Genomic DNA, 21,701 nt, shown 5'->3' with positions numbered 1-21,701 from the left:
TTCATGGCGCGCGAGTGGGAAGGAATCTGGACCAAGACCTGGCTGATCGGCGGCCTCGCGGCGCAGGTCGCCAAGCCCGGCGACTTCTTCACCTACGATATCGGCCGAGAAAGCATCCTCGTCACCCACGGCGAAGACGGGCAGATCAGGGCGTTCTACAATGTCTGCCCGCACCGCGGAAAACGCCTCGTGATGGAGGAGGAAGGCCAATCCAAACGGATCGCCTGTTCCTATCATGGCTGGCGGTTCACCCATGAAGGCGAGCTCAACTTCGTCCCCTGCCCCGAGGATTTCGCGGGCGGCACCCCGTGCGGCAAGGTCAAGCTGGAAGAAGTCCGGTGCGAGGTGTTCGCCAGCTTCGTCTGGGTCAATCTCGATCCCCAGGCCAAGCCGCTCGCCCACCATCTCGGCCCCGTCGCGCACCAGATCGAGGGCTACCGGATGGAGCAGATGCACCGCACCCACTGGGTGACGCTCGAGGGCGACTGGAACTGGAAGTGCGTGCAGGACAATTTCAACGAGTCCTATCACCTGCCCTTCGTCCACCCGCAGACCCGCTTCGTGATGGAGCAGAGCTACAAGGACTGTCAGTTCGATCTCTATGCGCCAGAGGGTCATGCGCGGATGTTCATGCCGGGATCACGCCCGGCGCGGAGCCTTCGTGGGCACACTGACACGGTCCTGGAAATGATGGCGCAGGAACTGACCTATTGGGGCCTCGATCCCGAGGATTTCCGCGATGATCCGCTCCGCACCCGCGAGGCGCTTCAGCAGGCCAAGCGCGAGCGCGGCGCGGACAAGGGTTACGATTTCAGCCACTTCCACGATGCGCAGCTGACCGATCATTTCCACTACACGATCTTCCCCAACATCAGCTTCAGCCTCAAGCCCGATGGCTGCATCTGGCTGCGCGCCGATCCGCACCCGACCGATCCCGAGCGGTGCTATTTCGACATGTGGTATTTCACGTGGTTCCCCGAGGGGAAGGACCGCTACTATTCCTACTCGATGGGCGAGGAGGTCGACCGCACCATCCCCGTCCCGCACAAGCGCGGCAAGGTCGGCGAACTCAGCTGCGGCCCGGGCATCGATCAGGATGTGAGCATCTGGAGCGAACAGCAGAAGGGCCTGCGCTCACGCGGTTACAAGGGCGGGCATCTCGCCGGGCAAGAGGCGCGGGTGCGGTTCTTCCACGATACGATTGATCGTTGGCTGGGGGCGTAATTCACCCAAACCACACCCGTCATGCTGAACGCGTTTCAGCATCCATCGCGCGTCTCAGACCGGACCGAGCATGTTGATCGATGGACCCTGAAACAAGTTCAGGGTGACAGAGGTTGGTCTTACGTGTTCGCCAAAGCCGCCGTCCGCCCCGCGATATAGCCGAAGGTCAGCGCTGGTCCGAGCGTCCCGCCTGCGCCAGCGTAAATCCCGCCCGTCGGGCACGCGATGGCATTGCCCGCGCCGAGCAGGCCGGGGATTGGCGCGCCGTCATGCCCGAGAATGCGCGCCTGCCCGTCGGTGCGCGGGCCGCCATTGGTGCCGAGCAAGCCTGAGGCGATCTCCACCGCATAGAACGGCGCCTCACGAATCGCGCCCAGCGTGACGGCGGTGCCTTCCCGCGAGCGATCACCGTAGAAGTGGTCGTAAGCGCTGGTCCCGCGGCCGAAATCGGGGTCGTGGCCCTCGTCCGCATGGACATTGAAGCGCGCAACGGTTTCGGTGAGCGCCTTGCCATCGACGCCAATCTCCGCGGCCAGCCCTTCGAGCGTCTCGGCGCGCTTCACCCAATCGGGGATCGGCTGGCCCGGCTGGCGCGTGCCCAGCGGGTAGCGTTCGGCATATTGCGCGTCGAAGATCAGGTAGGCCGGCAGGTTGAGGTAGTCGTAATTGGCCGGGTCGAACTGGTGGAACACGCCGCCCAAGGCCGAGTAATTCGCCGCCTCGTTGCAGAAGCGCTGGCCCGAGCGGTTCACCATGATCGAATGGGGCACCGTGCGCTCGATCAGAATGATCTGCGCGCGCTGCTCGCCGCTCGCCCAAGGGGCGTCAGGGGTGACAAGCGTGGGTGCCCACCACGCGCTCGTCATGTTGCCGAGCTTCGCGCCTGCCGCCATCGCCAGCTTCAGCCCGTCGCCCTTGCCGGTCGGCGGGCTGGCGGGCGCGGTGACCGGGCCGCGCAGGAAGGTCTGTCGCAGGTCCGCGTCCCATTCGAACCCGCCGGTGGTGAGGATCACGCCGCGCCGGGCGCTCATGGCGAAGGGCGCGCCGTCGCGCGTGCCCTCAATGCCCGTGATACGTTCGCCATCACGCACCAGCCGCTTGGTTTCGACGCCGAGTACCGGTTCGATCCCGCGGTCGAGGCAGGCCTTGAGCAGCCGCGCCACCATCGCCTGCCCGAACCCGCATTGCCGCGCCGCCATGCGCTCGCCCAGCACGGCCAGCGGCGGCATCGCGGTCGCCCCGCCCAAGGGCGTTTCGCGCAGCATCAGCGGCTTGGGCTCCTCGATCGCGTAGATCTTCGCGGCCCATTCGCCGAGATCCCCCAGCGCGAACAGATCATGGTCGAGCGCGCGGGAGCCTTGCGGCTTCGCCCCGGGCCGGTCGAGGTAATAGTCGGGATAGCCGGGCAGCACCGCGACCTTCAGCGCCTCGATATCCTCCAGAAAGCCCAGCGCCTCCGGCCCCTTGTCGACGAAGGCCTCCAGCGTCTCGTCGACCAGATCGCCGTGGTCGAGGCTGCGGAAATAGGCGAGCGCATCCTCGCGGCTGTCCGCCATGCCCGCCGCGCGCATCCGGGGGTTGTCGGCGACCCAGATCACCCCGCCCGATATGGCGGAAGTGCCGCCGATCCGATCCCCCCGCTCGATCAGCGCGACGCGCGCGCCTGCTTCGTGGGCCGCAAGCGCAGCGGTCATGCCCGCCGCTCCGGTGCCGAGGATGATGACGTCGACTTCGCTCATGCTGCCATAGACGCCTTGCAGAGCAGGCGCGGCAACCCGTCATTTTGGCAAGGTGCCTTGGGGGTCAGTCCCCTCTATTCGTCATTGCAAGCAACTTCCCGTTCGCCCTGAGCTTGTCGAAGGGCCGTTCTTCTTGCGGGACAGCGGGGCTGGAGAAAGTGCAGTGCTTCGACAAGCTCAGCACGAACGGATGAGAGGACAAACAATGAAACTCGCAGGAAAAATCGCCGCGATCACCGGGGGCACGGCAGGCATGGGACGCGGGATCGCCGAGGCCTTTCTGGCCGAGGGCGGCAAGGTCGCACTCTTCGCGCGCAATCCCGAAAAGGGTGCCAAGGTGCTCGAGGAACTGGGCGCGGGCGACAATGCCATCTTCATCGCGGGCGACGTGATGGAGCAGGCCGACCTCGAAGGCTTCATCGACCAGACCATCGCCCATTTCGGCACGCTCGACATTCTGGTGAACAACGCGGGCGGCGCGGGCGACCTTCAGCCGCTCGTCAACCTGTCCGATCACGCCTTTGACGAAGCGATGAAGTGGAATGTCTATTCGACCTTCTGGGCCACCCGCCGCGCGCTGCCGACCATGATCGCCAAGGGCGATGGGCGGGTGATCAACATCTCCTCGATGGAGGGCAAGCACGGGAAGCCGGTCCTGACCGCCTATTCCGCCGCCAAACACGCGGTGAACGGCATGACCAAAAGCGTCGCCCGCGAAGTCGGTGTGCATGGCGTGACGGTCAACGCGATCTGCCCCGGCATCGTCATCACCGACATCATCAAGAACAACGGCCCCGCCACCGCCAAGGCGATGGGCATGGAGCTTGACGAAATGATCGCGATGTTCGCGGCGGATTCGGCGATCAAGCGACCGAACACGGTTGAGGAAGTGGCCGCTGTGGCGGTGCTGCTGGCCAGCGCGGCAGGCGCGGGCATCACCGGTCAGCAGATCAGCGTGGACGGCGGGACCGCGCAGTATTGAGGGAGCCGTCGTCCCGGGCTTGGCCCGGGACGACGAATCTTTTACCCCTGCAACTTCGCCATCGCAGCGCCCACCGCTGCGGCGACATCGCCCGCCTGCGGATTGCCGCGCATGATCAACCCGCCATTGGGCTGGATATTCGCGCCGGTGACATAGGCCTGATCGGCGCTGAGCCACAGACAGGCGTGCGCGACATCCTCCACGGTGTTGAGCCGCCCCATCGGGTAGCGCGGCAGGAAGGCGTCGGTCAGCCCCGGCACCTGGAAGCTGTCATGCGTCATCGGGCTGTCGGTGAAAGCGGGCGAGACGGTGTTGGCCTTGATCCCCAAGTGCCCGTAATCATTCGCGACGCACTCGATCAGCGCCTCGGACCCGCGCTTGGTGCCGATATAGGCGGCGTGGTTGGTGATGATCGCCTTGGTGGTGGCGGACGACAGGCTGATCAGCGAACCGCCGGTCGGCTGCTGCGCACTCATCACCCGCACAAAGGCCTGCAGGAAGTGGTGCACGCCTTTGAACTGGAGGTCGACGATCTGGTCGAGCTGTTCGTCGGTAATCTCCTCGAGGCTCGCAAGCAGGCCCCAGCCGGTAGTGTTGATCGCGATATCGACCCGCCCAAAAGCGGCGACTGCCTTGTCGGCCATGGCATTGACCTCGGGCTTCTTCGCAATGTCGCACAGCGCATATTCGCCGCCGATTTCCTTGGCGAGCGCGGCGAGCGGGGCCTCCTTGCGGCCTGCCACCATCACCTTGGCGCCTTCCTTGGCGAACAGGCGGGCGATCGTCTGGCCCATGTTACCCTCCGATGCCGCGCCCAGCACCACTGCGGTCTTGCCCTCTAACTGTCCCATCACAAATCTCCTCTCGGAACGCCGAGTAACACGGGGAGCAAGGCCGCGGCCCTTCCCAAAAGTGTCCATTGTTCAGCCCGCCCCCGCGGCGGATAGCGGCGCGACAATCGTGGGAGAGCGCGCAATGTTTACCGGACCGCTGGAGGATCGCGTCGCGATCGTCGAACTCAATGGCACCTATGCTGATGGCGTGGTGCGGTTCGATGCCGACACTTGGGGGAGCGTATGGGCGGATGATGCCGACTGGGATCTGATGGGCCACAAGACCAAGGGCAAGGACGCCATCGTCGGCTTCTGGAACGGGGCGATGGGCGGGCTGGAGGCGGTGAGCTTCCACTGCGTGCCCTGCATGATCGAAGTCACCGGCGACACCGCCAAGGCCCGCGTGCAGACGCAGGAAATCCTCAAGCCCAAGGACGCAAAGGCCCGCCATGTCGGTGGGCTTTATGAGGACACGCTCGCCAAGATCGACGGCCAGTGGCGCTTCACCAGCCGCACCTTCAGAATCGTCGCAGAATTCGGAGTGGAAGGCTGACCATGGCAAAGATTCTCATATCCGCCCAGATCGACCTCGATCCCGCCCAGCGCGAAGAAGCGCTGCGCACCGCCCGCCCGCATATCGAAGCGGCGCTCGCCGAGAAGGGCTGCATCCATTACGACTGGAGCGCCTGCTCGATGAACCCCGCAAGGGTCAACGTGTTCGAGGAGTGGGAGAGCGAGGAAGCCCTCGCCGCCCACTTCCGCGATCCGGCCTATACCGGGATGCGCGATCATATCGGCAAGTTCGGGATCACCGGCGCGGTCAGCAAGAAGTATCGCGTCGATGCCGAAGGCCCGGTCTACAATGCCGAAGGACAGGCGACCGAAGCGTTTGACTAGGCTTCTCGGCGCGATCCTCGCAGGCGGACAGGCGCGGCGGTTCGGCAGCGACAAGGCGCAGGCGCTCTACCAGGGCGAGCGGCTGATCGACCGGGTGGCGGCGGCGCTTGCCGCGCAATGTGATGGCGTGGTGGTGTGCGGGCGTGATGAGCCGGGGTTCGCCTGTATCCCTGACTGGCCGGAGACAGGGCTTGGCCCGCTCGGCGGTTTGGCAGCGGCCTTGCGCCATGCCGAGGCGCTGGGGTTCAACCACGTGCTCTCCGCCGGCGTTGATGTGCCGGACCTGCCGCGTGATCTGGCCACCAGCCTCGCAGGCGAGGGCGCCGCGATCGTCGAGAGCCAGCCGGTGGTGGGGCTGTGGCCGGTGGAAGCTGCGCCCCTGCTGGACGCTTTCCTCGAAGGCGGCGGCCGCTCGCTCTACCGCTTTGCCGATCATGTCGGGGCGCGGCGGGTGGAACTGCCCCGTGCGCTGATGAACGTGAATTTTCCAGAGGACTTGGTCTAGCAGACCCCTCCGTCAGCCCTGCGGGCTGCCACCTCCCCATCCCTGCGGGACGGGGAGGGGCCGAATGCCCCCAAGTCCCTCCCCGTTGCGAAGCAATGGGGAGGTGGCAGCGCGGGACGCGCTGACGGAGGGGTAACCCTTTACAGCTTCAGCATCTGCTTCCCGCGGTTCTGCCCGGTGAACAGCCGCTGCAACGTCTGCGGCGCGTTCTCGAAGCCATGCTGGATGTCTTCCTGATACTTGAGGCTGCCATCCTTGACGAAGCCCTCGAGCCGCTTGCGGATGCCCGGGAATTCGCTCGCCCAGTCGAGCACGATGAAGCCCGCCATCGTGCCGCGCCGGAACACGAGGTTGAAGTAGTTCTCGGGGCCCGCCGGAAGCGAGCCGGTCTCGTAGCGGCTGATCCCGCCGCAGATCACCACCCGCGCGCCGGTGGCGATGCAGGCGAGCATGTCGTTGAGGATCTTGCCGCCGACATTGTCGTAGATCACGTCGACCCCGCGCGGGCAGAGCTCCTTGATCTGTGCCTTCACATTATCGGCCTTGTAATCGATCGCGGCGTCGTAGCCCGCCTCGCGCACCAGCCAGTCGCACTTGTCCTGTCCGCCTGCGATGCCGACCACGCGGCACCCGGCGATCTTGGCAAGCTGGCCGACGATGCTCCCCGTCGCCCCGGCCGCGCCTGACACCAGCACGGTATCGCCTGCCACGGGCTTGCCGACCTTGAACAGCCCGCAATAGGCGGTCAGCCCGGTCGTCCCCAGGACTGACAGGACAGCGGTGGGCGAGATTTCGGTCTCGACCCTGGTCAGTTCCTTGCCATCGGTCACGAGATATTCGGTCCAGCCGGTGGTACCGAACACCATGTCGCCCACCGCAAACCTGCCGCCATTGGACGCCACCACTTCGGCAATCCCGCTGCCGCGCATCACGTCGCCAATGTTCATCGGCGCGACGTAATCGGCGATGTTCTCCATCCAGCCCTTCTGCGCCGGATCGAAGCCGAGGTGGTGCAGTTTCAGCAGCATCTCGCCAGGGCCGGGATCGCCAAGCTCGGTCGTGACCAGCTTGAAGTCGTTCGCGATCTCGATCCCCCGGCCACGCGGGTGTCCGTTCAAGAGCCATTGGCGGGTGGTGGTGGGCATTTCTTGCTCTCCATATCGCATCATCGTCACCCTGAACTCGTTTCAGGGTCCATCGCTCCTCACACACCGGCGGGAGCGATGGCGGGATGGATGCTGAAACAAGCTCAGCATGACGAGGAGGCTAATGGAGGGGCCAGACCCGCCTCTCCACGGACAAAAGTGTCAGTCGAGCGCGTCGCCCCCTGTGGTAGTTTGCACAGATCAAGGGAGAACCACGATGGGCGTCGAGACTCACAAGACCTTCTGCCGCTTCTGCCATGCCAATTGCGCGATGGAAGTGGACGTTGCCGACGGGAAGGTGATCGAGGTGCGCGGCGATCCCGATGATCCGGCCTATGGCGGCTACACCTGCATGAAGGGCCGCGAGCTGCCGGACAGCCACAACTCGGAAAACCGCCTGCACCATTCGCTGGTGCGCAACGACGCGGGCGAATTCATCTCGACCCCGATGCCCGAAGCGCTCGCCCATGTGGCCAGCGAATTGCGCCGGATCATCGACCAGCACGGCCCGCATTCGGTGGCGGTGTTCATGGGCTCGGGCGGATTTCAGAACAGCGCCGCGATGGCCGCCTCGCTGAGTTTTGCAAATGCCGTGGGGAGCCGCAATTTCTACACCTCGGTGACGCTCGACCAGCCTGCCAAGGTCTTCACCACCGCGCGCTATGGCAAGTGGATGGCGGGGCCGAATACGTTCAGCGAAAGCGACGTCGCCTTCTTCATCGGCAACAATCCGATCGTCTCGCACTATTCGCCGGTGGGCGGTGTCCCGCCGTTCAGCCCGTCACGCCGCATCCGTGACCAGCAGGCCAAGGGAATGAAGCTGATCGTCGCCGACCCGCGCGAAAGCGACGTGGCGCGGCTGGCCGATATTTACCTCCCCGTGAAGCCGGGCGAGGATCCGGCGATGCTGGCGGGGATGCTCAACGTGATCATCGCCGAAGGGCTGTATGATCGCAACTTCGTCGCCGCGCATGTGGACGGGTTCGACGAGCTGGCCGAGGCGGTAAAGGCCTTCCCGCCCGAAGTCGCCGCGGAACGCGCAGGTTTGGACACAGATCAACTGGTCGCCGCCGCGCGGATGTTCGCCAGCGGGTCGAAAGGCTGCGCGGTCACTGGCACCGGCCCCGAAATGGCGGGCAACGGGACGCTGACCGAATATCTGGTGGTCTGCCTCAACACCATCTGCGCCCGCTTCAAGCAGGAGGGCGAGAAGGCCGCGATCCCCGGCGTCTTCAGCCCCTACCAGACCGCCCGCCGCGCGCAGGTCGGCCCGCCTGTGCCGATGTTCGGAGCGGAGGGGATGCCGAAGTCGCGCTTCCGGGGCCTCGGGCACCTGGGGTGGGAGATGCCCTGCAACGTCCTCGCCGATGAAATCCTCACCCCCGGCGAGGGCCAGGTGCGTGCGCTGATCTCGGTCGGCGGCAATCCGGTGGTGGGCTTCCCCGATCAGGCCAAGATGGTCCGCGCATTGGATGATCTCGAGCTCTTCGTGCAGATCGACCCGTGGATGAGCGCCTCCGCCAAGCGTGCCGATGTGGTGCTCGCGCCCTCGCAGTGCCTTGAGCGTGAGGACATCACCAGCCTCTCGGAATGGTGGCATGAACAACCCTATGCGCGCTACACCGAGGCGGTCGTGGAAGCGCCGGGCGACTGTATCGATGAATACGAGATGTTCTGGACGCTGGCGCACCACCTCGGCATCCAGATGATGCTGAACGGCGGCCCGTTGCCGATGGATCGCAAGCCAACCAAGCAGGAGTTTCTCGACCTTGCGGTGACCGGCTGCCTCGTTCCGCCGAGCCAGGTGCGCAAGGACTGCGCAGCCAATGGCGGCGCGGCGGTGATCTATCCCGAGGTTCACCCTGAGGTTCAGCCGGTCGACGAAAGCGAATTCCACCGCTTCGATCTGGCGGTGGGCGCCATGCCATCAGAGATCGGGAAATATGCCGAGAACCGTGCCGCCCGAGAAGGCTTCGATTACCGCCTGATCAGCCGCCGCTCCAAGACGCGGTTCAACTCGATCGGCCACCCCTTGAAGAAGCTTCAGGCCAAGACCACCACCAACCCGGCCTATATCCACCCCGACGACATCGCCGCGCTGGGGCTGGAGGAAGGCGGCCTTGTCGCGATCACCAGTCCCCACGCCACCATCCATGGCGTGGTCAAGGCGAGCGACAAGGTGCGTCGCGGGATCGTCTCGATGGCTCATGCCTATGGCGATGCCGATGCGACGAAGGAAGACGTGCGCGAGCGTGGTTCTTCCACCAATCGCCTCGTCAGCGAGGTGGTCGATTACGATCCGATCACCGGCCAATCGCTTCAGAGCGCCATTCCGGTGAAGCTCGAACCAGCCTGATTTTTGCCCCCTCAACTCCGTTCGGGCTGAGCTTGTCGAAGCCCCGTCCTTCCTTTTCGAAGAGAAGTGCGGCCCTTCGACAGGCTCAGGGCGAACGGGAATGGAGATTATTCGAATGCCCCAGAACCGCCGCTTCCTCCTCCAGCGCCGTCCCGATGGTACGCCGGTGCCCGAGGATTTCGAACTCGTCACCGAACCCACGCCAGCGCTTGAGGAAGGCCAGTTCCTGATCCGCAACCACTATGCCTCGCTCGATCCGGCCATGCGCGGGTGGATGGATGCCGAGGGCAATTACATGCCGCCGATCCCGCTGGGCGATCCAGTGCGCGCCAGCACCATCGGCGTGGTCGAGGAAAGCCGCGCGGAGGGCTTCGCGCCGGGCCAGTGGGTGATGGGGCTGAATGCGCTCGAGGACTATTCCATCGGTGTTGCGGGCGGCTTCACCCAGCCGATCGACCCGAGCCTCGTGCCCAGTGTCACCAACTACCTCTCGATCTTCGGCGCGGTGGGGATGACCGCCTATTTCGGCTTCCTCGGCGTGTGCGAACCCAAGGCGGGCGAGACCGTGCTGGTCAGCGGCGCGGCGGGGGCGGTCGGCTCGCTGGTCGGCCAGCTCGCCAAGATCCACGGCTGCCGCGCGGTCGGGATCGCGGGCGGCCCCGCCAAGTGCGCGCGGCTCACTGAGAAATACGGTTTCGACGCCGCCATCGACTATCGCGGCAAGGATGAAGCGGCGCTCACCGCGGCCATCGCCGAGGCCTGCCCGGACGGGGTCGACGTGATCTTCGAGAATGTCGGCGGGATCATCCTCGATGCGGGGTTGATGAACCTCAACCTCCATTCGCGCGTCGGGCTGTGCGGGCTTATCAGCGAATACAACACCGAACCGCGCGGCATCCGCAACCTGTGGCAGCTGATCGTCAAGCGCGCCCACATTCGGGGGCTGCTCGTGGCCGACTACGTCCCCCGCTTTGCCGAGGGGGCACAGCAGATGGGCGTCTGGGCGGCGCAGGGCAAACTCACCATCGACGAGCATATCGACGAGGGGCTGGAGCACGCCTTCGACAGCTTCATGCGCCTCTTCGCGGGCACCAATGACGGCAAGATGATCCTCAAGATCGCCTGATGCGCGGTTCGCTGCTCGTGCTGTCGGGGGGCCATCCCTACGAGGAAGGCCCCTTCGCCGATCTGCTGGCGGCGCTGGGTGAGTGGGACATTACGCACCTGATCCACCCCGAAGGCGGAGAAGCTGACGCGGCCGAGGCGATTGCCTCCGCCGATGCGCTGCTGTTCTACGACATGGCGGGCTACAGCTTCGGCGAGGGCAAGGTGACGTTGCGCCCGCCTTCCGCTGCCTTTCGCGCCGCGATCACCGCGCGGTTTGCGGCAGGCAGGGGCGCTGTCGCGCTGCACCACGCGCTAGCCGGGTGGGCGGAGTGGCCCGAATGGCATGAATGGCTCGGCGGCGGGTTCCTTTACCAGCCGGGCCCGTGGCAGGGTGAGGCGTGGCCGGATTCCGGCTATCGCCACGATGTCGCCTATGACGCCCATGTCATCGCCGATCACCCCGTGACGCGCGGCCTGCCCGCCCGCTTTCCGGTGACCGACGAGGTCTATCTCTGCCCGATCGACGAGAGCGCCATCATCCCGCTGATGCGGGCCGAGGGCTTCGCCTTCACGTGCGACAATTTCTACTCTGCCGCCAATGCCGTCGCCGGGGCGATGTTCAGCCGCGAGGGATGGGACCACCCGCCCGGCAGCAATTGCATCGCCTGGGAAAGCCGCACCTGCCCCGCCCCGCTGATCTACCTGCAATGCGGCGATGGGCCGGCGACCTATGCCAACCCGCACGTCAGGCAGCTGCTGGCCCAGGCGCTCGACTACACCTTAGGAGGAACCGCATGACCCCCCAGCAAACCGTCGAAGCCTTTATCGGCCACTGGAACGCCTGCGACATCGACGCGATGCTGGCCCTGTGCGCGCCAGAGATCGTCTATCACAATATCCCGATGGAGCCGGTCCACGGCACCGCCGCGATGCGCGACATGGTGGCCGGATTTCTGGCCGATATCGCCTCCTGCGACTGGCAGACCCATGCCATCGCGGCCAACGGCAACACCGTCCTGACCGAGCGCACGGATGCCTTCAACTTCAAGGACGGCCGCCGTGCCGCCGTTCGGGTGATGGGCACTTTTGAAGTGGACGCAAACGGACACATCACCGCTTGGCGCGACTATTTCGACATGGCTGAATTTGTGCGAGAATTTGCCGCAAAGTGATGTTCGCCGCGCAATCCTAACACAAACGCGCATCGCAACGGAGGCGGGGTCATGGCTAGGCTTGCGCCTTGATATCCAAGGGTCTGGAGCCGCCTCACATGAACAAGCCACAAGGCAACGTGTTTGCGCCTGAAACGCTGATCGATCCGTTCGACCATTACCGCGCCATGCACGAGGCCGGGGTGGCGATCGAACATCTCGAAGGCATGAACACCTACGTCGTCTACAGCTATGATCTGTGTGGCGAGGCGACCACCAAGCCGGAGATCTTCTCGAACGATTTCACCGCGCTGATGGGGCGTGAGGCGGACGAGGATATTCAGGCCATTCTGGCCGAGGGCTGGCCCGACCTCCCCACCCTGCTCACCGCCGATCACCCGGTCCACACCCGCAACCGCAAGCTGGTGAACCTCGCCTTCTCGGCCCCGCGGGTCAACGCGATCGAGGCCGACATGCGGCAGAAGTCGATCGAGCTGATCGAGGCCTTTGCCGACCGAGGGGAATGTGAGTTTGTCGAGGAATTCGGCGTGCCGCTGCCGGTAGCGATGATCGCCGGGCAGATCGGGCTTGATGATGATCCCAAGCGCGTGAAGCGCTGGTCCGATGCGGCGGTCGACCGGTTCAGCCAGATGGTCGATCACAACCGCAAGCTGGAATGTGCGCGCAGTCTCGTCGAATTCCAGCACTATATGAAGGGCCTGATCGATGACCGCCGCGCCAATGGCGGCAATGATCTGCTGACCGATCTGGTCGAGGCGCGGATCGAAGGGGAAACCCCGCTCTCGGATCCCGAGATCATGTCGCTGATGCAGCAATTCATGGTGGCGGGGAACGAGACCACCACGTCGACACTGGCGGGCGGATTGCTCCAACTGATCCGCAACCCCGATCAGATGGCGAAGGCCAAGGCGGCCGCGGGCGGGCGCGATCCCAAGGTCATCGGCAACCTCGTCGAAGAGGCGCTGCGCTACGAAACGCCGACGGCGGGGATGTGGCGCATCGTCAAGCAGGACACCGAGCTTGGTGGCATGGCGATCCCGGCCGGCAGCGTGGTGCAGCTGCGCTATGCCGCGGCCAATCGCGATCCGTCGAAGTTCCCCGATCCCGACAGGTTCGACATCGAGCGCACCAACGCCCGCACCCACCTCAGCTTCGGCAAGGGGCCGCATATGTGCGTGGGCAACATGCTCTCCCGCAAGGAAATGCTGGTCGCCTTCGACGAGCTGCTCGAACGGCTCGATAACTTCGCGGTGGCGGACGAGAACGAGATCCGCATCCTCCCCAACATCCTGCTGCGTGGGGTGACCCACCTGCCGATCACGTTCACGCGGAAAGCCTGACGCCTATGAATTTCGACCTTTCCGAAGAACAGCAGATGTTCGTCACCTCGGTCGAGCGCTTCGCCGCGCCGATCGATGTCGAGGCCCGGCGCAAGCTGCGGCTTTCGCCCAGTGGTTATGACCGTGGGCGCTGGCAGCAATTGGCCGAGATGGGCCTGATCGCGCTCGCGGCGAGCGAGGATGCAGGCGGCATGGGCGGCTCGGCAGTGGATCTGGCGCTGGTGCTCGAGGCAATTGGCAAAGCCAATGCGCCCGATCCGCTGCTCGAACACGGCATCCTGCCTGCCCTGCTGCTCGAACGCGGCGGCGCGGCGGATGCGCTGGAGGGCGTCCTGTCGGGCGAGACAATCGCCACCCTCGCCTGGACCGAGCGCGGCCAGCGTTACAGCCTCAAGGCCAAGGGCATGAAGGCCGACGCCGCCGGGGACAGCTTCACCCTCACCGGCGAAAAGACCATGGTGATGGGCGCGCTGCTCGCCGACCTGTTCATCGTCACCGCCGACATGGGCGGCGAGACGGCCTGCTTCCTCGTGCCGAAAGGCGCGCCGGGGCTGGAAGTGCGGGCCTATCGCCTTGCCGATGGCAGCATCGCGGGCGAGCTGAAACTGACCCGCACCCCTGCCGCTGCCAAGCTGGCGCTGGATGCGCAGGGGCTGGCGGCCGTCGCTGCCGAAATGCGGCTTTATGCCGCCGCCGAAATGGTCGGCCTCGGCCAGCGCCTGCTGGATGACACGCTGACCTATGTTAAGGAACGCGAGCAGTTCGGCGTGGCCATCGGCAGCTTCCAGGCGCTCCAGCACCGGCTGGTCGATTGCTATGCGCGCGAGGAACAGGCGCGCTCGATGCTGCTGCGTGCGGCGCTGACCGACCGCGGCGACGCCGCCAAGTGGCAACGCGCCGCCGCCGGGGCCAAGGCCTTCGTCGGCGAAAACGTCGACGCGATTGCCCGGGAAGCGGTGCAGATGCACGGCGGGATGGGGATCACGGACGAACTGGCGATCGGCCATGCCCTGAAGCGCGTTTTGGTCCTCGCCCGCTTGTTCGGTGACGTCGACACCGTGCTCGCCGAATATGCTTTGGCAGCCTGAGGGGGCTTGGACATGGGACAGAAGATCGACCCGAACCTGTGGAGCGACGGGCCGGAACCGCACCTGATGGGCGGCAGGTTGCCGTCCGGCGAAGTGGTGTTCCCGATGCCGACCGGCGATGCGGCCGAGGGCGTGGAGCCGTACAAGCTCTCGCGCCGGGGCAAGCTGTGGTCGTGGACCTCGCAGGGCTTTCTGCCGAAGGAGCCCTATGAAGGCCCCGGCTCCGGCCCCGGAGAAGGCCCGCCCGATTTCCAGCCCTACCTTCTCGGCTATGTCGAGCTCCCCGGCGAGGTGATCGTGGAGAGCCGCATCGTCGATGCGCGGCTGGAAGACCTCCATCTCGGCATGGAGCTCGAATTCTGCATCGTGCCGTTCAACCGGACGCACGACACCTTCGCCTTCCGCCCGGTCGCCGCAATCGAGAGTAAAGCCGCATGAGCGAAAACGTCTATATCATCGGCGCCGGCATCCACCCCTTCGGGCGTACAGACGGCCGGTCAGGCCGCGAACAGGGGGTCCATGCGGTGCGCGAGGCGCTGGCCGATGCCGGGCTGGAATGGCCCGATATCGAATGCGCCTATGGCGGCAGTGCGGCGGCGGGCAATGCCGACATCATGGTCAACGAGCTGGGGCTGACCTCGCTCCCCTTCACCAATGTCGCCAATGGCTGCGCCACGGGCGGCAGCGCGCTCGCTGCCTCGCAGCAGGCCATCGCGTCGGGCATGTATGACCTCGCGCTGGCGGTCGGCTTCGACAAGCACCCGCGCGGTGCATTCAACGCCAAGCCTTCCGACTATGGCCTCCCCGAATGGTACGGCCAGACGGGCATGATGCTGACGACGCAGTTCTTCGCATTGAAGATCCAGCGCTACATGCAGCTGCACGGCATCAGCCGCACGACGCTCGGGCGCGTGGCCGAGAAGGCCTTCCGCAACGGCACGATCACGCCCCATGCGTGGCGGCGCAGTCCGGTCGATCTCGACACGATCATGAACGCGCCGATGATCAACGATCCGCTGACCAAATACATGTTCTGCTCGCCCGCCGAGGGTGCGGTGGCGCTGATCCTCGCTTCGGAAAAGAAGATGAAGGAACTGGGCGCTGACGGGGTGAAAATCCGCGCGGTCTCGGTCAAGACCCGCCCACCGAACTCCTTCGAGGTGTTCCAGGCTGGCATCAGCATCGAGGAAGGCGGAAAGCCCACCGTTCTCGCCTCGCAAGCCGCCTTCGAGAAGGCCGGGATCGGCCCCGAGGACATTTCGGTCGCCCAGCTCCAGGACACCGAGAGCGGCGCGGAAATCATGCACATGGCCGAGAACGGCTTCTGCAAGGATGGCGAGCAGGAGGAATGGCTCGCCAATGGCTGGACCGAGATCGGGGGCGGGAAGCTGCCGGTGAACACCGACGGCGGGTGCCTCGCCTGCGGGGAGCCGATCGGCGCCTCGGGCCTCAGGCAGGTCTACGAGAACGTCACCCAGCTGCGCGGCCGCGCGGGTGAGCGGCAGGTGCCCGGCAAGGTGCGCTTCGGTTACTCCCACGTCTACGGCGCGCCGGGGCTTTCGGGCGTCGCCATTCTGGAACGCGAATGAGCCGGATGGGGGGCAAGGTCGCGCTGGTCTCGGGCGGCGCGGAGGGGATCGGAGCTGCGGTCGCGCGGCTGATCGTGGCCGAGGGCGGCAGCGTGATGCTCGGCGATGTGCAGCTGGACAAGGCGCAGGAGCTCGCCGCCGAGCTGGGCGAGCGCGCGGCGGCCTGCCTGCTTGATGTGCGTGACGTGCACCAATGGGAAGCTGCCGTTTCCGCCACGCGCGGCCAGTTCGGCAAGCTCACCGTGCTGTGCAACATCGCGGGCATCTCCGAACCTGGCAATGTGCCCGACGGCGATCTCGACGTGTGGCACCGCACCATCGACATCAACCTCCACGGCCCGTTTTACGGGATGCGCGCCGCGATCCCGGCGATGGAGGCGAGCGGCGAGGCCTGCGCCATCGTCAACATTGGCTCGATGATCGCGCTGCGCCCGGCGAGCTTCGTCGCGGCCTACTCAGCATCGAAGACGGGGCTTCGGGGCCTCACGCAGTCGGTGGCTCTTGATCTGGCGGAAAGGGGCCTGCCGATCCGGGTCAACATGGTCCACCCCGGCGCGATCCGCACGCCGATGTACAACCGCTACAAATTTTCCGGTGCCGATACGCCGGAGAACATCGAGACAAATTTTGCCGCCACCCACCCGATGAACCGCATCGGCGAGCCCGAGGAGGTCGCCCGCGCGGTCGTGTTCCTGGCCAGCGATGATGCGAGTTTCACCACGGGCTGCGACTTTACCGTCGATGGCGGCGGCAGCATCAGGAGCTAAGCATGGCACAGCAACCCGCCACCCGCATCGACGCGCATTTCATCGCCGCGGGCAAGTATCACGATATCGACTTCCCGCGGATCGAGATCCTCAAGCTGCTGGCCGAACATCCCCATATCCGCACCACGGTCGCCTGCGACTATTCGGGGCTTGAGCGGCTCGACCAGTGCCGCTTCCTCATCACCTATACCTGCGATCTGATGCCCACCCCTGAACAAGCCGCGCAGATCAAGGCGTGGATGGAACAGGGCGGCAAGTGGATGGCGCTGCACGGCACCAATTCAATTCTGGTCTTCACCGCCGATGGTCTGGTGGACGCGCCCGATGACCGGCCCGATGTGATGGCAATGCTCGGCACGCAGTTCGTCGCGCACCCGCCGATCGGCAAGTTCCCGGTCGAGGTTGTGAACCCCGATCACGAGCTGACCAAGGGGATCGCAAACTTCGAAGTGGTGGACGAGCTGTACCTCTCCAAAACCACCGCCCCCATCGAAACCCTGATGCAGACGACCTTCGAAGGCGAGGCGACGGGCTTCACGCAGAGCCAATGGGACAAGACCACCGTACCTATCCTTTATACGAGGGATATCGGCGAAGGGCAGATCGTTTACAACGCGCTGGGCCATTGCCGTGGGCATTATGACCTGCCCGGCATGGCCGATTTCTATCCGCACAAGGAAATGTGCGCGTGGAATTATGATGTTTATTATGATTTGCTGCGGCGTACGATACTCTGGGCGATGCGCGACGGGGCCTGAGCGGCTGGACTGATTACGAGAAGTGGGACTGGACTGACATGGATATGGACTTCTCTCCCGAGGACATCGCCTTCCGCGAAGAGGTGCGGGCGTTTCTCAGGGACAACCTGCCCGCGCGACTGCGCGACGGGGCCCGCCGTACGCCGGGTGTCTTCGTTGAGCCCGATATCGGGATGGAATGGCACCGCATCCTCTACCGCCAGGGCTGGGTTGCCCCGCACTGGCCCAAGGAGGACGGCGGAACGGGCTGGACGCCCACGCAGAAATTCATCTTCGAAAAGGAATGCGCGCTGGCGGGCGCGCCGTCGCTGGCGATCCTCGGCCTGCGGCTGGTCGGCCCGGTGATCTGCGAATTCGGCACGCCCGAACAGAAGGCCCGCTTCCTCCCCGGCATTCTGTCGGGCGACGACTACTGGTGCCAGGGCTATTCCGAGCCCGGCAGCGGCTCCGACCTCGCCAGCCTGAAAACCGCGGCGCGGCTCGATGGTGATGAATATGTCATCAACGGATCGAAGATCTGGACCACCCATGCCCACCACGCCGACTGGATCTTCGCCCTCGTCCGCACCGATGCCACGGTGAAGAAGCAGGCCGGGATCAGCTTCCTGCTCGTGCCGATGGACCAGCCGGGGGTCTCGGTCACCCCGATCCATTCGATGTCGGGCGATCACGAAGTCAACGCGGTGTTCTTCACCGATGCCCGCACGCCGGCCGAAAACCGCATCGGCGAAGAGGGACAGGGCTGGAGCATCGCCAAGTTCCTGCTGGAAAACGAGCGCGGCGGATCGTGCTATGCCCCGCGTCTGCTCCAGAGCATCGACCGGCTGGAAAACCTCGCGCAAACCCAGCCGTCGGGCGTCAACGGCGCGCTCGCGCATGATCCGCGCTTCCGCGACCGACTGGCCCGCGTGCGGCTGGAGGCCGAGGCGCTGGAGATCACCGAACTGCGCATCCTCGCCGAACTCGCCAAGGGCCGCGCGCCGGGACCGCAGACGTCGCTGGTGAAGCTGCTTGGCTCGAACATCGGCCAGCAGGTCGATGTGCTGCGTCTGGAGCTGCTCGGGCCGGATGCGCTGCAACTGCCGCTGGAGCGCCCGCTCTACGGCAATGAAGCGCCCGAACCGGTCGGCAGCGAATATGCCCAGACCGCGATGGGCCGCTACCTCAACAACCGCGCTGCGACGATCTTTGGCGGCTCGGACGAGGTGCAGAAGAACATCATCGCCAAGACCGTTCTCGGTCTCTGAGAGGACTGAAAATGGACGCTTCGAAACTGATGTTCCGCGACGGCTTGATGGCGGGCGAGCGCATTCTCGTGACCGGCGGGGGCACGGGCCTCGGGCGCGAGATGGCGGAAGCCTTCCTCAAGCTCGGCGCCACGGTCTATATCTGCGGCCGCCGCCAGAACAAGCTGGATGAGACGGCGGCGGAGCTGACCGCGCTGAATGGCGGCAAGATCGTCGGCATGGCCTGCGACATCCGCGATGCCGATGCGATCCACGCGATGGTCGACGCGATCTGGGCCGATGGCGGCGCGCTCACCGGTGTGGTCAACAATGCCGCGGGCAATTTCATCAGCCGCACCGAAGACCTCTCGGTCAACGGCTTCAACGCCATCGCCGACATCGTGATGCGCGGCACATTCTACGTCACGCTCGACATCGGCAAGCGGCTGATTGCGGAGAAGAAGCGCGCGAGCTTCCTCTCGATCCTCACCACCTGGGTGTGGTCAGGCAGCGCCTTTGTGGTGCCGAGCGCCATGAGCAAGACTGCGATCAACGCCATGACCCAGAGTCTGGCGACCGAATGGGGCCGCTACGGCCTGCGCTTCAACGCCATCGCCCCCGGCCTCTTCCCGACCAAGGGCATGAGCGCGCGGCTGCATCCGGGCGGCGCGGGCGGCAATTCGGGGAACAACCTCAATCCCATGGGCCGCGCGGGCGAGATGCACGAGCTCGCCAATCTCGCCGTGTTCCTGATGGGGCCGGGCGCGGAATATGTGAACGGCCAGACCATCGCCATCGACGGCGCGGGCTTCCAGGCCAATGGCGGGACGTTCTACCCCATGCTCAGCGCGCTTGGCGATGCCGAGTGGGAACAGATGCGCACAATGATCAAGGGCACCAACGAGAAGGACAAAGCCGACCGAACGGTAGGTTAAGTCACGGCTGCCCGCTGGTTGAATTCCGGCCGCTGCCACTCGCCGCTCGCCAGCACCTCGGCGAGGTGGCGGGCGGCGGCAGCCATATCCGCAAAACTCAGATAGGCGGGCGCGAAGCCCAGCCGCAGCACGTCGGGCGCGCGGAAATCGCCGATCACGCCGCGCGCGATCAGTGCCTGGCAGATCGCATAGGCTTCGGGGTGGCGGAAGGAGAGCTGGCTCCCCCGGTCACTGGCGCGCGGCGGGCTGACCAGCTCGATCTCCACGCCATGCGCCATCAGGCTTTCGAGGAAGAACTCCGACAGCGCCTGCGACTTGCCATAAAGCCGGTCGACGCCGATTTCCGCGATCAGATCGACCCCCACTTCCAGCGCCGCCAACCCCAGCACCGGGGGCGTGCCGCATTGCAGCCGCTCGATACCGGGGGCGCCCGCGTAGTCGTCGGAGAAGGCGAAGGGCGCGGCGTGGCCGAACCAGCCGCTGAGCGGCTGCTGCAACTCCGCCTGATGGCGCTCGGCCACGAAGGCAAAGGCGGGTGCGCCGGGGCCGCCGCACAGGTATTTGTAGCCGCAGCCGACCGCGAAATCCGCGCCCACGCCGTTGAGGTCCACCGGCAGCGCGCCGGTCGAATGCGACAGATCCCACAGCACCAGCGCGCCCGCGTCATGCGCGGCGCGGGTGAGTGCGGCCATGTCGTGCAGCGCGCCGGTCTTGTAATGCGCGTGGGTGAGCATCAGCAGGGCGACATCGCCGTCGAGCGCCGTAGTGAGCTTGTCGCGCTCTGCCAACCGCCGCTCGGCGAGGCCCTGCGCCTCCAATCCGGCGATCATGTAGAGATCGGTCGGGAAGTTGCCCGGCTCGGACAGCACCACCTTGCGCCCGGGGCGCATCTGGAGCGCGGCGGCGATCAGCTTGAACAGGTTCACCGAGGTCGAATCGCAGGCGATCACCTCGTGCGGCGCGGCACCGATCAGCGGCGCGATCTTGCCGCCGATGCGGGCCGCCATGTCGAACCAGCTGGCGGTGTTCCACGAGCGGATCAGCCCCTCGCCCCACTCGCCTTCGATCACCGCCTGCAAGCGCGCGGGCGTTGCCCGTGGCAGGGCACCGAGCGAGTTGCCGTCGAGATAGATCACCCCCTCGGGCAGCGTGAACCGCTCGCGGAACCCCGCCAGCGGATCGGCGGCGTCGAAGTCGGCCGCGCGCGTTTCGGGGGTCATATCGCGGTCCTGACGCTGAGCAATTCGGGGAAGAAAGCCTGCTTCAGCACCCCCTCGAGATAGGGCACGCCGGGTGTGCCGCCGGTGCCGCGCTTGAAGCCGATGATGCGCTCGACGGTCTTGAGATGCCCGAAGCGCCAACGCTGGAAGTGGTATTCGAGGTCGACCAGCTTCTCGGCCAATTCATAGAGATCCCAGTGCGCCTGCGGATCGCGGTAGATCGCCGCCCATGCTGCCTCAACACTGGGGTCGGCCACATAGGGCGCGGACGGGTCACGCTCCAGCACGGCGGCGTCGATGGCGAGGCCCCTCCGCGCCAGCAACCGGATCGCCGCGTCATAGAGGCTGGCGCGGCCGCGCTCCGCCTCCAGCCGCTCGGCCCAGTCAGCGTTCGACTTGTGCAGGCGCACATGCTTCCCGTCGCGCCCGCCGAGCATGAATTCCATCATCCGATACTGCGCCGACTGGAACCCGCTCGAAGCGCCCAGATGCGGGCGGATCGCGGAGTAATCGTGCGGGGTCATGGTGCTGAGCACGTCCCAGCTCTGAATCAGCTGCTGCTGTGCCCGCGCGACCCGCGCGAGCATCTTGAAGGCGGGCCTGAGATCATCGGCCTCGATGCATTCGCGCGCGGCGGTCAGTTCATGCAGGCACAGCTTCAGCCACAGCTCGCTTGCCTGATGAACGATGATGAACAGCAGCTCGTCATGCGCATCGGACGCGGGGTGCTGGGCGGCGAGGATGCGGCCAAGGTCGAGATAGCTCGCATAGGTAACGTCAGCGCTCATGGCTGCGCTCCTAGCGCGCCCGTTGCCCCG

At 65.5% G+C, this 21,701-nt stretch carries 22 protein-coding genes; 17 read left to right on the top strand and 5 right to left on the bottom strand.

The genetic code is table 11. The features are described from left to right. The coding region (locus ACLBKT_RS17210; RefSeq protein ID WP_410184205.1) for an aromatic ring-hydroxylating oxygenase subunit alpha at positions 1-1,224 on the top strand (1,224 nt) is incomplete at its 5' end. 119 nt (positions 1,225-1,343) lie between these two features. Here ACLBKT_RS17210 and ACLBKT_RS17205 read toward each other — a convergent pair. Further along, positions 1,344-2,963, bottom strand: a complete 1,620-nt coding sequence (locus ACLBKT_RS17205) for an FAD-dependent oxidoreductase (protein ID WP_410184204.1) — start codon at positions 2,961-2,963, stop codon at positions 1,344-1,346. Between the two features lie 205 nt (positions 2,964-3,168). On the opposite strand from ACLBKT_RS17205, the gene ACLBKT_RS17200 reads away from it, so the two are divergent. After that, positions 3,169-3,945, top strand: coding sequence for an SDR family NAD(P)-dependent oxidoreductase (locus tag ACLBKT_RS17200; RefSeq protein WP_410184203.1), 777 nt, complete (start codon positions 3,169-3,171; stop codon positions 3,943-3,945). A 41-nt stretch (positions 3,946-3,986) separates the two neighbouring features. On the opposite strand, the gene ACLBKT_RS17195 is transcribed toward ACLBKT_RS17200, so the two are convergent. Further along, entirely contained in the window at positions 3,987-4,796 is an 810-nt protein-coding gene (locus tag ACLBKT_RS17195; RefSeq protein ID WP_410184202.1) for an SDR family NAD(P)-dependent oxidoreductase, read from the bottom strand. Positions 4,797-4,920: 124 nt separating this feature from the next. Here ACLBKT_RS17195 and ACLBKT_RS17190 point away from each other — a divergent pair, with 124 nt between their 5' ends. Genes ACLBKT_RS17190 through ACLBKT_RS17180 form a run of 3 tightly spaced genes read left to right on the top strand, consistent with a single transcriptional unit; the run spans position 4,921 to position 6,180 of the window. Beyond that, positions 4,921-5,331 carry a nuclear transport factor 2 family protein gene (locus tag ACLBKT_RS17190; RefSeq protein WP_410184201.1) on the top strand — a complete coding sequence of 137 codons (411 nt, stop codon included), beginning with the start codon at positions 4,921-4,923 and terminating at the stop codon, positions 5,329-5,331. A gap of 2 nt (positions 5,332-5,333) precedes the next feature. After that, positions 5,334-5,675, top strand: coding sequence for a putative quinol monooxygenase (locus ACLBKT_RS17185; RefSeq protein WP_410184200.1), 342 nt, complete (start codon positions 5,334-5,336; stop codon positions 5,673-5,675). Then, a complete protein-coding gene (locus tag ACLBKT_RS17180; RefSeq protein ID WP_410184199.1) occupies positions 5,668-6,180 on the top strand; it encodes a molybdenum cofactor guanylyltransferase in 513 nt (170 codons plus the stop codon). Before ACLBKT_RS17185 ends, ACLBKT_RS17180 begins: the two co-directional genes overlap by 8 nt. A gap of 140 nt (positions 6,181-6,320) precedes the next feature. Here the strand turns inward: ACLBKT_RS17180 and ACLBKT_RS17175 are convergent, their stop codons facing one another. After that, a complete protein-coding gene (locus tag ACLBKT_RS17175) occupies positions 6,321-7,325 on the bottom strand; it encodes an NADP-dependent oxidoreductase (protein WP_410184198.1) in 1,005 nt (334 codons plus the stop codon). Between the two features lie 217 nt (positions 7,326-7,542). Between ACLBKT_RS17175 and ACLBKT_RS17170 the strand changes: the two genes are divergently transcribed. From ACLBKT_RS17170 to ACLBKT_RS17115, 12 genes are all read left to right on the top strand, one after another. Next, a complete protein-coding gene (locus ACLBKT_RS17170) occupies positions 7,543-9,681 on the top strand; it encodes a molybdopterin-dependent oxidoreductase (RefSeq protein ID WP_410184197.1) in 2,139 nt (712 codons plus the stop codon). Positions 9,682-9,796: 115 nt separating this feature from the next. Further along, complete coding sequence (locus ACLBKT_RS17165) at positions 9,797-10,807, top strand: NADP-dependent oxidoreductase (RefSeq protein ID WP_410184196.1); 1,011 nt, start codon at positions 9,797-9,799, stop codon at positions 10,805-10,807. After that, on the top strand, positions 10,807-11,586 hold the full coding sequence (locus ACLBKT_RS17160) for a ThuA domain-containing protein (RefSeq protein WP_410184195.1): 780 nt from the start codon (positions 10,807-10,809) through the stop codon (positions 11,584-11,586). Before ACLBKT_RS17165 ends, ACLBKT_RS17160 begins: the two co-directional genes overlap by 1 nt. Next, positions 11,583-11,960, top strand: coding sequence for a limonene-1,2-epoxide hydrolase family protein (locus ACLBKT_RS17155; protein ID WP_410184194.1), 378 nt, complete (start codon positions 11,583-11,585; stop codon positions 11,958-11,960). Before ACLBKT_RS17160 ends, ACLBKT_RS17155 begins: the two co-directional genes overlap by 4 nt. 98 nt (positions 11,961-12,058) lie before the next feature. Next, positions 12,059-13,300, top strand: a complete 1,242-nt coding sequence (locus tag ACLBKT_RS17150) for a cytochrome P450 (protein WP_410184193.1) — start codon at positions 12,059-12,061, stop codon at positions 13,298-13,300. Positions 13,301-13,305: 5 nt separating this feature from the next. Further along, positions 13,306-14,388, top strand: a complete 1,083-nt coding sequence (locus ACLBKT_RS17145) for an acyl-CoA dehydrogenase family protein (protein WP_410184192.1) — start codon at positions 13,306-13,308, stop codon at positions 14,386-14,388. 12 nt (positions 14,389-14,400) lie between these two features. Beyond that, positions 14,401-14,826 carry a Zn-ribbon domain-containing OB-fold protein gene (locus ACLBKT_RS17140; protein ID WP_410184191.1) on the top strand — a complete coding sequence of 142 codons (426 nt, stop codon included), beginning with the start codon at positions 14,401-14,403 and terminating at the stop codon, positions 14,824-14,826. Further along, positions 14,823-15,977 carry a thiolase family protein gene (locus tag ACLBKT_RS17135; protein ID WP_410184190.1) on the top strand — a complete coding sequence of 385 codons (1,155 nt, stop codon included), beginning with the start codon at positions 14,823-14,825 and terminating at the stop codon, positions 15,975-15,977. Before ACLBKT_RS17140 ends, ACLBKT_RS17135 begins: the two co-directional genes overlap by 4 nt. Continuing rightward, complete coding sequence (locus tag ACLBKT_RS17130; RefSeq protein WP_410184189.1) at positions 15,974-16,744, top strand: SDR family NAD(P)-dependent oxidoreductase; 771 nt, start codon at positions 15,974-15,976, stop codon at positions 16,742-16,744. Before ACLBKT_RS17135 ends, ACLBKT_RS17130 begins: the two co-directional genes overlap by 4 nt. A gap of 2 nt (positions 16,745-16,746) precedes the next feature. Further along, entirely contained in the window at positions 16,747-17,502 is a 756-nt protein-coding gene (locus ACLBKT_RS17125) for a ThuA domain-containing protein (RefSeq protein WP_410184188.1), read from the top strand. A gap of 38 nt (positions 17,503-17,540) precedes the next feature. Next, positions 17,541-18,749, top strand: coding sequence for an acyl-CoA dehydrogenase family protein (locus ACLBKT_RS17120; protein ID WP_410184187.1), 1,209 nt, complete (start codon positions 17,541-17,543; stop codon positions 18,747-18,749). An 11-nt stretch (positions 18,750-18,760) separates the two neighbouring features. Beyond that, complete coding sequence (locus ACLBKT_RS17115; RefSeq protein WP_410184186.1) at positions 18,761-19,663, top strand: SDR family oxidoreductase; 903 nt, start codon at positions 18,761-18,763, stop codon at positions 19,661-19,663. Here ACLBKT_RS17115 and kynU read toward each other — a convergent pair. Beyond that, on the bottom strand, positions 19,660-20,883 hold the full coding sequence (kynU, locus tag ACLBKT_RS17110) for a kynureninase (RefSeq protein WP_410184185.1): 1,224 nt from the start codon (positions 20,881-20,883) through the stop codon (positions 19,660-19,662). The genes ACLBKT_RS17115 and kynU overlap by 4 nt on opposite strands. Beyond that, positions 20,880-21,671, bottom strand: coding sequence for a tryptophan 2,3-dioxygenase (locus ACLBKT_RS17105; protein ID WP_410184184.1), 792 nt, complete (start codon positions 21,669-21,671; stop codon positions 20,880-20,882). The genes kynU and ACLBKT_RS17105 overlap by 4 nt, the downstream gene beginning before the upstream one ends. Positions 21,672-21,701: the final 30 nt, after the last annotated feature.

The organism is Erythrobacter sp. W302b, from assembly GCF_046452395.1.
Classification (GTDB): Bacteria; Pseudomonadota; Alphaproteobacteria; order Sphingomonadales; family Sphingomonadaceae; genus Erythrobacter.
This window is presented reverse-complemented; position numbering and strand designations above follow the sequence as displayed.